Source organism: Zwartia sp. (assembly GCF_049655405.1).
Classification (GTDB): domain Bacteria; phylum Pseudomonadota; class Gammaproteobacteria; order Burkholderiales; family Burkholderiaceae_B; genus Zwartia.
On sequence record NZ_JBASJR010000008.1, the window covers coordinates 70384 to 82276 of the forward strand.

An 11893-nucleotide genomic window follows, 5' to 3' on the forward strand; every position below is an offset into this window, starting at 1 on the left:
AGTGTACTTTATCGCAATTCGTTTTAAGCTGACTGTTTAAAACGTACCCAACTATTCTTGCCCTTTCTTTTAGCTTGATACATCGCAGTATCGGCATATGCTACTAAGTCATTCGTTGTCGTTCCGTCCGTTGGACAAATGCTAACGCCAATACTTGCACTGACCGAGACATTAACCCCGTCGATCATAAAAGATGCGGCAACTGCAGTCAGTATGCGGTCTAGAGACGCATCAAGATCTTCTTCTCTGTTAATGCCACCCAGCAATAATACAAACTCATCACCCGCCAAGCGAATCACCGTATCAGTCTCACGTATAACTTTTTTCATACGACGCGCCGCAGCAATCAGCAGCTTATCCCCGGCTTGATGACCAAAGAGATCATTCACCTCTTTAAAACCGTCTAAATCAAGAAAGCATACTGCGAGTAAATGTCCCTCAGCTCGAGACGACAGTATCGCGTCGTGCATCACACGATTGAGTGAAAGACGGTTTGGAAGATTGGTCAGTGCATCCAAATGGGCTGCGTCATGCAACATTTCATTTCGCTGGAGCAGTCTACGTTCAGCACTTTGAGTTTTTATCTTGGCACGATAAAACAGTACGATCGAGGCACCAAACAGTCCAATGAACAAAATCACCGTGGACAACATGATGTTCCTGCGTAAACTTTCGAGCAACGCGTCATCCAAACTTGCATCACTCTCTAGCCTGATCCATCCAAGTGGGATACCTGGATCAATCCGATACCAAAGGACCGAACGACCAGCTTGCTTTTGTATGACGTATGCTGATGAGAGATCGTCGGGTGGTGTCAGTTTTCGAATAGAGAAATTTACAAGTACCTGATCGGAGTCCGGTTTGCGTTCTAAAAACGCTAATACGTCCCCGTTTAAATCTGTTGCCGCAACATTGTGGACAACCTCATTACCCATGATTTGACGTAAGTCGCCCTCAAGTTGTGCGTAATTTCGCGTCACGATGAGATCACTGACGGCAAGCGCAAGGCCCTTTCCTAGCGCCACATCTCTTCTTTCTTGGGTGACTTGAATCATTTGATTCATACTGTAAAAGGTCCAGATGCTACTGGCCGACAACAACAAGACCCCGAGTACAGAAAACCAAATGAAAATTTTTGTAAATATCGCCGCAGATGCTGGTGAGGAGGATGCGCCTTTAGTTTGCATTTCTCACCATAAATTTTTCTAAGTGCAGCGCCTCAAGAGGTTGATAATTCGTCTCAAAGTTCACAACTTTAGGATCAGTTAACTGTACGTTTTTCAGCAACTGACGACCTTCATCTTTTTGCCCAAGCGCTAAAAAAGTATGTTGGATTTGATGTTGTAATTCAAGCGGAAGGCGTGCATGCGCTGAAAATGGGTGGGCAGTATAGCGCTTTGTTTCCATGAGTACTCTGAGCTCTGCCCTTAATTCTGCAGGCTCCGACCGCAAGGTGCTCTGAATGCCTCCACCCGCCACGACATCTCCGCGTATGACTGAGCGATAGACATTGCTATGGGTTTTTAAATAGACAGGGGTGAAAGGCACGCCCTCTAAAGTGAGTGTGGCACGAATTAAGAGTGAAGCTGCAAAAGCATTGGGTGCTGGGAAAGCGATTTTGGTCCCATTCAAACCGTGGACGGTCTGAATCTTACTTTCTCGACTGACACTCAGCACACCATAAATCGGCTCACTACTTGCCACCAGCGGAATATATTTGTGCTCGCGCCATTTCATCACAGCATGGTATGGATTCATGAAAGCAAAATCAGGCAATCCGTCATTTAAATCCGATTCGAATTGAGGAATGCTGATTGGCACAATCAAGTCAAAACACTGTTTCGTTTGTTGACCGACCTGTTCGAGCAAAGGTGCCCAGTATGTGTAAGTCTGAGTAGCAGTGAGTTGGGGAACGATATAGACTTTGAGCGGAGCAGCAGAAGTGGCCACGCCTAAACACGCAGCGTGGACGCCTAAAGACATGATGTAGGCAGCGACTCCGATTGCGAACTGACGCGCGTTTACCCAAGCCATGATGTTTTATTCTTGATGAAGTTAACCTTAGCTTAATGATGTCACATTATCACATCAATCCTTTATATTCAGGATATCGAACAGTCTTTACTAAGGAAATTTAGTATGAAAAAAGTGGCATTTATCAAACGCAGCAATGGTAGCCACTGGGTAGGCGATGGTTTTCCGGTGAAAAACATCTTCTCCTATACCGACATTGCTGAAAAAATCTCACCCTTTTTGATGATGGACCATGCAGGTCCAGCTGTTTTCCCTCCAACCAAACAAAAACTTGGTGTCGGTCAGCATCCTCACCGAGGATTTGAGACGGTCACGATTGTGTATCAAGGCGGCGTCACGCATCGAGATTCGGCAGGAGGCGGGGGCTCAATTGGTCCTGGAGACGTGCAATGGATGACAGCGGCATCCGGTCTGATTCACGAAGAATTTCATAGCGAAGATTTTGCACGCCAAGGCGGACCCTTTGAGATGATTCAACTTTGGGTGAACTTGCCTGCAAAAGACAAGATGTCAGCACCAGGGTACCAAGGCATCACCGCTGAAAACATCGTCCATGTTTCTCTTGCAAATGATGCGGGAACCGCACGTATTATTGCGGGTGCCTTTGGAAACGTGAAGGGTGCGGCCCAAACATTCACCCCCATGAACGTGTGGGATTTGCGTTTAAACGCAGGGCGAACGCTCTCTCTGACACTCCCTTCAGGACACACAGCAGCACTTTATGTGTTGAGCGGTAGACTGACAGTCGGCACACAAACAGTTGGCGCAGCTGAGATGGTAGTGATGGAGCGCGAGGGAACGGAGCTCTTAGCAGAAGTCACTGAAGATGCTGTTGTATTGTTGCTCTCAGGGGCGCCGCTCAATGAGTCGATCGTCGGTCACGGCCCCTTTGTAATGAACACCCGTGCAGAAATCATGCAGGCAATGCAAGACTACAACAACGGAAAATTTGGTCAAATTGTTTCTGCGTCATAACATCAACTCAAATCCTTCATGTATCGCTGATAGTTAATCAGACACAATGCACTACAGAGAAAGGTAAATGCGTGCATAGAAAAATGATCACAAATATTTGTGTCATGCTGGCTCTTGCCACGACCTTGACGTCGGCGATCGCAGACCAAATTGAATGCACCTTCGATGTCAACGACAGTCGAAAGACACTTACACTTTCCCCTAGCGAGGACGTATTTACATCAACAAAAATCAATTTGCCCGGTGGATTTCGTTTTGCTGGTCAATATTTATCAGAACTAAAAACATTTAAAGTTTACGTTTATCACACACCAAAAGAGCGCTATGTATTACTAGCGCTTCAATCCTTTGTTATCGAAAAAGCATCTTGCCCCCAAGATTTCGGCCAACATCGTGTGTATGACAGCGAGGATGAACGGGAGCTTTATTTTCATTGTAGAAAAATATGTACTCGATGACTATGCTGAGGAAATGGCTAAGTTGCACACTTCTTGTGCTGATATTTTTTGCAAATATCGTTCATGCAGAAAACCAACCCATCAGGATTATTTTTGTTGGCGATATCATGCTGGATGATCTACCCGGAAAATATATACAAAACGGAAAAGATCCCTTCGCTTCTTTTGCTTCTCTTTTTAAATCTGCAGACTTAACGATTGGTAATCTTGAATGCGTGGTGGGAACAACCGGCGTCGCAGAAGACAAACCGTTTGTGTTGCGTGCACATCCGCGTGTGTTACCCATACTCAAAAACTATTTCAGTGCGCTGTCTCTTGCCAATAACCATAGCGGTGATTTCGGCCCGACAGCTTTTTCAGCCATGCTTGATCTGCTTGATGCGTCTGGGATCAAATATTTTGGTGGTGGCAGAAACCTTCAAGAGGCATATGCGCCCATCTTTTTCGATATAAAAGGCAAACGTATCGCCTTGTTGGCCTATAACTTATTCTTCCCGCGAAGCTTTGAAGCACTCGAGGATCGCGCCGGAAGCGCATGGGGAGAAGATGACTATGTGCGCGAAGGCATCAGACGGGCACGCGATGTGAACAAAGCCGATATTGTGATTACCTACCCGCATTGGGGGTGGGAAAATGAAAAGCTCGCCTCTGCCAATCAAGTGGCGTTAGCGCACTTAATGATCGATAGCGGTGCGGATGCCGTCATTGGTGGACATCCGCACGTCACACAAAATATAGAAACATACAAAGGTAAAACGATTTTTTATAGCCTCGGTAACTTTGTTTTTGATAGTTTTGAAACCGAAGATACGAATACGGGATGGGCTGTAGAAATGACCATCCAACCTGACTCAACGATTTCCTGGAAAATTATTGAAGCCAAGCTGGATAGCAACGGAATCCCGCGAAACAATGGACAAATCAAGCTCCCTTAGATGCCAAGATCACAACGGCATCTGCGGCCACTGCAGAGTGGCCATCTTCCATCACCAGCAGTGGATTCATCTCCGCCTCAAGCAACTGATCACCTAACGAAGCGACCATCGTTGAAAAACCAATGATCGCTTTGACGACAGCCCCAACATCAAGTTTGGGTTTGCCCCGATAACCATCGAGTAAGGGCCAAGACTTTAGTTGCTTGAGCAGACCCAGTGCTTGTTCCTCCGACACAACCATGCCAGGAGGCATCAAACACAAGACACTATCGTTCATCAGTTCTGCAGTAATGCCACCCATACCAACCATGAGTGCCGTGCCAAGTGGATCCCTGTGCATACCAACAATCAATTCTGCTGGCGCCCGCAGCATTGGCTGGATAATAAAAGACGTGGCATTGAGCCCTGTGTGCGTTTGAACATCGCTCACCATTTTTTCAAAAGCCTTTGGCAAGGACTCGGCCGTCAAGCCTAACCGCACACCACCAACCTCTGATTTATGAAGAATGTCAGAAGACAACACTTTTAAAACAACCGGGCCTGTCAATTTCTGTGCGGCGGCAACCGCCTCTTGCGCACTTTGCACGACTTGAGTGTGCGCACAATCAATCCCGTAAAGTCCAAAAAGCTGACTGGCTTCAAATTCATTTAAAGCACCTTCACCATCAGCATACGCAGTGTGATCAGGCGCATTGAGCAATGGCGTAAAGCTTGGCAGCGATCGCGAAACAGATTCCATCGCCTTAAACGCGACGGCACAAGACTCTGGATTTAAAAAGGCTGGAATTCCGCGGCCTTCAAGAACCTGTACAACATTAGGCGCGTGAGGACTGACATACGCCAAAATAGGCTTATCTGAATCCCCCAGACAATCTCGAATTGCATCGGCCACCAAGTCAGGCATCGCCAGGCTTGACGAGCCCACCACCACCACTAACGCATCATAAAGAGGGCTTGCAAGCACAGCCCGGATAATGCCGCGCAACAGAACTGGATCAAGACCAGCTAACGTGACATCGATCGGATTTCTATCGAGTGCAGCTTCGTCGCCTTTTTGTAAGTCGCGCAACGCTTGGGCCGTTACTAAATCAGGTGCGGGCGTCTCGAAACCAGATACACCCAAACTATCTGCCACCAAAGTACCTGCACCACCCGTCGATGTCAGTACAGCAATACGCTGACCTTTTAAAACGCGATTGGTTGTCAATGCCGAGCAGATATCCAGCAAATCATTGAACTGCTCTGCACGAATCACGCCAATCTGTTTAAAGAAGGCGTCATACATTCTATCCGAACCCGCCATTGCACCAGTATGGGAAATCGCTGCACGCGCTCCAGCTTCTGAGCGACCCACCTTGTAGGCCACCACAGATTTTCCTGCATCGCGTGCAATCTCCACTGCTCTGCGAAATCGCTCAGGATGACGAATAGTCTCTACATATAATGCAATGACTTGCGTAGCTGGATCCTTAGCCAAATACTCAACAAAGTCTGACAACTCAAGATCGACTTCGTTACTGGTTGAAATGAGTTTTGAAAAGCCAATACCACGGGCTGCGCCACGCGATAATATCGAACCAAGAATTCCGCCGCTCTGGGAGACAAGGCCCACCGAACCCGCCTCGAGCCCATCCATTTCAAGCGCAGCGCTTGCTGACAAAATAATGCGATCAGTTAGATTCACCAGACCGATCGTGTTTGGTCCCAAAATGCGCATTTGACCTGTCGCACTCATGAGTGCTGACTGTCGCGCGGCCCCGACTTCACCTGTTTCGCCGAAACCACTCGCAAGCACAATCGCAGCGGCCGTCCCGCGTTCAGCCAGCTCGCGAACCGCCTCATGCGCTCTTGCGGCACCTAACAGCACGATCGCAACATCGGGAGCTTCGGGCAAGTCAGCTATGCTGGCGTAACAGGGCAGATCACCAATACGATCCGCCTTGGGATTGACCGGATATACCTTGCCCGCATAGCCATGCTTCATTAGATATGTAATCGGACGCCCTGTCGTTTTACGTGGATCAGCTGAGGCCCCGATCACCGCAACACTGCGTGGTTGAAACAATCTCGAGATCGCATCCATCTTTTCGCTCATGCCTTTTTTGCTGCAGCAGCACGTTCAAGAAATGCCATGACGGCTTCGCGATGTTCGCTGCTTGTATAACAAATGCCTTGCGCTTGGCTTCCTTGTGCAAAGACTTGTGTCGAGGTCAACTCAAATGTTTGGTTAAGGATGGTCTTACTTAGCGCAAGTGCTGTGGGTGAACCTTGAGCCAGTGACTTGGCCCATGCCTGCGCATCCGCAACCAGTCCTTCATCAGTACTCATTTGATCAGCGATACCGAGTGCGAGCGCTTCTTGCGCATCGACCTTACGACCACTGAAAATGAGGTCTTTTGCTTTAGGCAAACCGACTCTGCGCGGTAAAAAATACATGCCGCCGCCATCGGGGATCAAACCACGATTGATATATGACCATGCAAAGTTTGCACTTGGACTCACCATCACAAAATCACAGGCCAGTGCTGTATCTGCACCTAGACCAGATGCAGCACCATTGACTGCTGCGATCGTAGGTTTAGGCATCGTATAGAGCAGAGATTGAGTATGGTGCACGCGTTGCTGTCGGGCCCAACCGTTAATGCCGACTTCGCCTTGAGGAGCTTGCATGCGCTTTTCCATACCAGCCACATCACCACCCGCACAAAATCCTTTTCCGCGACCAGTCAAGACCATTGCACGAATGCTGCGATCTGTCGCGATGCTCTCTAGCGTATCAATAAACTTGCCACGCATGTCATCACTAAATGCGTTACGTTTTTCTGGGCGATTTAGGAAGACCGTTGCAATACCGTCCGTCACAATCAATTCAATCGTTTCACTCATATCGTTCTCATAATAAGGTTGGATGTCGGTACTTCTCTATGCAAATTAATTTGGTTCAATTTTGGCGGCTTTCACAACTGCAGCCCAACGCTTTTGTTCGGCAGTCACATATTCAGCCAACTCTTTCGGCGTTCCTGCCGAGATCACAAGACCTTCGCCCTCGACGCGTTTCCGAAATGCTTCTGATTTGGCGGCTTTAGCAGTTGCTTGATTCAATTTTTTAACAACATCTGCGGGTGTTCCAGCAGGCACAAAAAAACCGTACCAACTCTCAGCGGCATAGCCTGGCACACCCTCCTCTGCAATAGATGGCACCTCTGGTCGTACAGGCGAACGTTCTGGTGTTGTGACCCCCAAAGCTCGTACCTTGCCGCTTTCAATCAGTGGCGCTGCGGCGGTAGCCGTTGCAAACATCATATTGACCTGACCACCCAGCAAATCGTTGAGGGCGGGTCCAGCACCTTTATATGGAACATGTGTCATATTGACATTGGCAAGCGTATTAAAAAGCTCTCCAGCCAAATGAGCGGAGGTACCCACGCCCTGAGAGGCGAATGTCAACTTTCCTGGATCTGCTTTCGCGGCAGCCACAAGTTCTTTAATAGATTTGTACGGACTATTTGCAGGCACGACCAAAATATTAGGTGATCGTCCGATCAGCACGACGGGATCAAACGCTTTGTCAGTATCAAAAGGCATTTTGCTCCGTAAACTGGGATTCACGGCGTGAGCAAACGTTGCGATCAAAATAGTGGTGCCGTCTGGTGCACTTTTAGCAACCGTATCGGAACCAATCACAGTCCCTGCGCCTGGCTTATTTTCAACAATGACAGTTTGTCCAAGATCTTGAGACATTGCAGCGCCTAATGTTCGCGCGATGGTGTCTGTACCGCCACCAGGGGAAAAAGGCACGATGATTCTAACTGGACGATCTGCTGCATTGCTCTGAGCCTCAGCCGGGGCTATAGCCGTCAAGCTTGGTACCAGCATCAAGAGGGCGAACAGCCGAGTCAGGTTTGCTTTGACTATAGACATCATATTTGTCTCCTTTATTGTTAAATCTGTATGTTGATACTTTTTTAGTCTAGTCCTATCGTATAAGTCTTGCCCATGGCACAATTCCACTGAGTGGAATGTATCTTCTAATTAAGCCCTACATGTATGCCAAAGTTACCAAGCCGATCCGATCCTAACCGGTCTCTTTTGAGAGGGCTGGAAATCCTGCGCGCATTTCGTCCTGGCAGTGACATTCTGGGAAATGCTGAAATCGCTGATCGCACTGGTCTACCTAAATCAACCGTCAGCAGACTGACCGGAACGCTACTTAAGGCGGGATTTCTTTTTTACGCTCCCCAACAACATGGCTACAGCCTTGGGCCTGCGGTGTTAAGCCTTTCGCATGCCATGCGAAGTGGCTCCATCCTTCTTCAGGTTGCGCGCCCAATCATGCTTGCTGAAGCCAGGCGCTTAAAAATTAATGTCGGCATCGCCATCGCTGACCGAGATGAAATGGTTTATCTTGAAACACTACGCTTTTCTGGTAACTCCTCACTGCGGCAGGTTGTCTCAGGTCAGCGTGTCCCAATGGCTTTGACCTCCCTGGGGCGTGCATACTTGAGTACTCTTTCCCCAGAGGAAAGACGGACTCAACTTTCGCAGCTCAAGTCAAAACATACGCGAGACTGGCCAACACTCCGACCCGAAATCATTCACGCTATTCAATCAATTGAACTGAACGGATGGTGTGCTGCAAGCTGGCAACCGCAAGTGATTGCACTGGCCACCCCGCTGTTAGTCGAACCGCAAGCTGTTCATATCCTCAACATCAGCATACACACCCCTGAAAACATTGAAACCGTAGCTGATCGTATGGGTCCTGAGCTCATCCATCTCAAGCACAAACTGATCGATGCGCATCACCTCGTGCTAGGATAGCTATCACTTGTGCAACCCATATACTTACAGAAACTATTATTCGGAATGCTCATGCTTAAGCTCGTAAGCAGCCTCAGCAGAATGCTGCTTGTCATGATCACGGCGATGATGACCACTTTGTGTGCGGCACAACCCGCAGCAACGGTTGCCGCTGCTTCTGACCTAAAGTTTGCAATTGAAGAGCTTTCCTCAATGTTTGAAAAAAATACAGGCCATAAACTTCGGCTGATTTTTGGCTCTTCTGGAAATTTTTATTCACAAATTCTTCAGGGCGCTCCTTTTCATTTGTTTATGTCTGCTGATGAGACGTTTGTATTCAAACTTGCACAAGCAAATAAAACCATTGATCAAGGAAAACTCTACGCGTATGGTCGCATCGGATTAATGGTGCCAACAGGCTCATCGATCCACGTTGACTCCGAACTCTCAGGTCTCCGCACAGCACTCAACAACGGTCAAATCAATCGTTTTTCAATCGCGAATCCAGCACATGCTCCCTATGGCGCACGAGCCAAGGAAGCACTTGAACATGCGGGGCTATGGACTCAAATTGAGCCGCTAATCGTTTTGGGTGAAAACGTTTCTCAAGCGGCCCAATTTGCCACTTCTGGCTCGACTCAAGGAGGCATCATTGCCTACTCACTCGCCCTCGCACCGCAAGTTGCGCGACTAGGAAATTTTGCTCTTATTCCAGAGAGCTGGCACACGCCACTGGCGCAACGCATGGTGCTCATGCGCAACGCGCCACAGGCAGCAAAAGATTTTTATGAATATCTGTCTACGTCAGCTGCACAAGAGATCATGGTGAAATACGGCTTCACCATGCCGAGACCATAAGATGGATTGGCAAGCGCTTACCCTTTCGCTCAAGTTAGCATCAGTGACGCTTCTGCTGTTACTTCCATTAGGTATCTTGATTGGTCGCTGGTTAGCCAAGACTAAGTTCTCTGGAAAATCGCTTATTGAGGCAGCGATCGTGCTCCCACTTGTTTTACCTCCAACTGTGCTTGGATACTATCTTCTTGTCTCTTTGGGTGCAGCCTCACCTCTCGGCATATTGGCTCAACACTTGTTCGGTATCCAATTAACCTTTAGTTTTACTGGTCTGGTGATTGCATCCGTTATTTTCAACATTCCCTTTATGGTTCAACCCATACAACGCGCGTTTGAGGCGATTCCAGACAACCTTTCCGAAGCCGCTACAGTAAGTGGGCTCAATGCATGGCAAACTTTTTTTAGAGTTGAACTGCCTCTGGCATGGCCAGGACTTTTATCTGCGATGGTACTAACCTTTGTACACACACTTGGAGAGTTTGGTGTGGTGCTCATGATCGGGGGTAGCATTCCAGGCGAAACGCAAACCATTGCAATTTCAATTTATGATCGCGTTCAATCTTTTGACCTTCAAGCCGCTGATCGCATGGCACTGTTGTTGCTTGTACTGTCTATGCTTGCTGTCGCCGCGTCCTACTTTGCTACAGCTAGGATGATGAGACGTCGATGAATACTGCCAGTTCGTCAAAATCGCTTCACGTCATAATCGATCAGCATGGATCAATCCCATTGCAAGGAGTGCTTCACTGCGATGCAGGGAAAATGATTGCCTTAATCGGCCCCTCTGGAGCAGGGAAAACTTCTCTATTGCGATCGATTGCTGGACTACTCCCGATGACTACGGGCTCTATTTGCGTGGGTGGAGAAACTTGGTTTGATAGCCAGCGACAGCTCAATCTTAAAACTTTACAACGGCATGTTGGGCTCGTATTTCAACACTACGCTTTGATGCCGCACTTAACAGCGCTAGAAGACGTTGCACTTTCACTCCTGCAACATCCAAAAAATGAAAGGCTTGCACTGGCGAAAGCATGGTTAGACAAGGTCAACATCACCGATACCTTGCAAAATCGAAAGCCAGCTCAACTGTCAGGGGGCCAACAGCAACGTGTGGCGCTCGCGCGTGCGCTCGCGCGTGAACCAAAAGTTCTTTTGCTTGACGAACCATTTTCTGCTGTCGATCAGCTCAGTCGTCAAGGTCTGTATGAGCTTTTGGCGGATCTGAGGTCAGAACTCAACATACCGATCGTCTTGGTGACACACGACCTTAATGAGGCAAGATTACTCGCCGATCAAATTGCAGTGATGGATGCAGGAAAAATCATTCAACAAGGTTCACCCTTCGAGATTTATCGCTCCCCAAAAAACGCAAGAGTTGCAGACCTTGTCGGCATTCGCAATCGATTTTATGGCCGATGGCTTGGTCCAGACCGGTCAACGACCCAAGTTGGTACTGGTCTTCTGCAGTGGCTCGCAACACCTGACGCGAAAGAAGGACCCATTTTAAAAGTACGCGACAAAGGTCGACTTGAAGCGGGACAGTTAGTCAACTGGGTCATTCAAACGGATGGTCTGCTGCTTCAACCAATCGGCATTGAGCAGCCTATCTCATCTGAACTCAATCATCGCGTTGAAGTCATGATTTCTGAGGTCAAGCATTTAGGCGAATCATCCATCATCACGCTGGAAAGTCATGCCTCTCCAGATATTAAAATTAGGATGACGGTAACTGGACCTCAACGAGCCAATATCGATCAAAATATAAAAATGACTCTTCTGCTTGATAGCAGTTGGGTACACATCATGCCTTTAACATCCTGACACCATGCTTGATAA

The 11893-nt window shown here is 48.1% G+C and carries 12 protein-coding genes; 7 read left to right on the forward strand and 5 right to left on the reverse strand.

From position 1 onward, the window contains the following. Positions 1 to 23 precede the first annotated feature (23 nt). Together WBJ47_RS04250 and WBJ47_RS04255 are read right to left on the reverse strand one after the other, a co-directional pair. A complete protein-coding gene (locus WBJ47_RS04250; RefSeq protein WP_422243690.1) occupies positions 24 to 1064 on the reverse strand; it encodes a diguanylate cyclase domain-containing protein in 1041 nt (346 codons plus the stop codon). 112 nt (positions 1065 to 1176) lie between these two features. After that, positions 1177 to 2034, reverse strand: coding sequence for a phosphate/phosphite/phosphonate ABC transporter substrate-binding protein (locus tag WBJ47_RS04255; RefSeq protein ID WP_422243691.1), 858 nt, complete (start codon positions 2032 to 2034; stop codon positions 1177 to 1179). 105 nt (positions 2035 to 2139) lie between these two features. Between WBJ47_RS04255 and WBJ47_RS04260 the strand changes: the two genes are divergently transcribed. The 3 genes from WBJ47_RS04260 to WBJ47_RS04270 all read left to right on the forward strand — a co-directional run bounded on the left by WBJ47_RS04260 (position 2140) and on the right by WBJ47_RS04270 (position 4402). Next, complete coding sequence (locus WBJ47_RS04260; RefSeq protein ID WP_422243692.1) at positions 2140 to 3009, forward strand: pirin family protein; 870 nt, start codon at positions 2140 to 2142, stop codon at positions 3007 to 3009. Between the two features lie 83 nt (positions 3010 to 3092). After that, the gene (locus tag WBJ47_RS04265; protein ID WP_422243693.1) at positions 3093 to 3467 is read left to right on the forward strand and encodes a hypothetical protein; all 375 of its coding nucleotides are present in this window, start codon (positions 3093 to 3095) and stop codon (positions 3465 to 3467) included. A gap of 2 nt (positions 3468 to 3469) precedes the next feature. Continuing rightward, positions 3470 to 4402 (forward strand): CapA family protein, encoded by a 933-nt coding sequence (locus WBJ47_RS04270; RefSeq protein WP_422243769.1) that lies wholly within the window; start codon positions 3470 to 3472, stop codon positions 4400 to 4402. On the opposite strand, the gene WBJ47_RS04275 is transcribed toward WBJ47_RS04270, so the two are convergent. Genes WBJ47_RS04275 through WBJ47_RS04285 form a run of 3 tightly spaced genes read right to left on the reverse strand, consistent with a single transcriptional unit; the run spans position 4389 to position 8323 of the window. After that, on the reverse strand, positions 4389 to 6497 hold the full coding sequence (locus tag WBJ47_RS04275) for an acetate--CoA ligase family protein (protein WP_422243694.1): 2109 nt from the start codon (positions 6495 to 6497) through the stop codon (positions 4389 to 4391). The genes WBJ47_RS04270 and WBJ47_RS04275 overlap by 14 nt on opposite strands. Beyond that, a complete protein-coding gene (locus WBJ47_RS04280; protein ID WP_422243695.1) occupies positions 6494 to 7288 on the reverse strand; it encodes an enoyl-CoA hydratase/isomerase family protein in 795 nt (264 codons plus the stop codon). Before WBJ47_RS04280 ends, WBJ47_RS04275 begins: the two co-directional genes overlap by 4 nt. A gap of 45 nt (positions 7289 to 7333) precedes the next feature. Continuing rightward, positions 7334 to 8323, reverse strand: a complete 990-nt coding sequence (locus tag WBJ47_RS04285) for a Bug family tripartite tricarboxylate transporter substrate binding protein (protein ID WP_422243770.1) — start codon at positions 8321 to 8323, stop codon at positions 7334 to 7336. A gap of 126 nt (positions 8324 to 8449) precedes the next feature. Between WBJ47_RS04285 and WBJ47_RS04290 the strand changes: the two genes are divergently transcribed. Genes WBJ47_RS04290 through WBJ47_RS04305 form a run of 4 tightly spaced genes read left to right on the forward strand, consistent with a single transcriptional unit; the run spans position 8450 to position 11878 of the window. Further along, entirely contained in the window at positions 8450 to 9223 is a 774-nt protein-coding gene (locus WBJ47_RS04290; RefSeq protein WP_422243696.1) for an IclR family transcriptional regulator, read from the forward strand. A gap of 51 nt (positions 9224 to 9274) precedes the next feature. Next, entirely contained in the window at positions 9275 to 10060 is a 786-nt protein-coding gene (gene modA / locus WBJ47_RS04295) for a molybdate ABC transporter substrate-binding protein (RefSeq protein WP_422243697.1), read from the forward strand. A 1-nt stretch (position 10061) separates the two neighbouring features. Then, positions 10062 to 10727, forward strand: coding sequence for a molybdate ABC transporter permease subunit (gene modB, locus WBJ47_RS04300; RefSeq protein ID WP_422243698.1), 666 nt, complete (start codon positions 10062 to 10064; stop codon positions 10725 to 10727). Next, positions 10724 to 11878, forward strand: a complete 1155-nt coding sequence (locus WBJ47_RS04305) for an ABC transporter ATP-binding protein (RefSeq protein ID WP_422243699.1) — start codon at positions 10724 to 10726, stop codon at positions 11876 to 11878. The genes modB and WBJ47_RS04305 overlap by 4 nt, the downstream gene beginning before the upstream one ends. Positions 11879 to 11893: the final 15 nt, after the last annotated feature.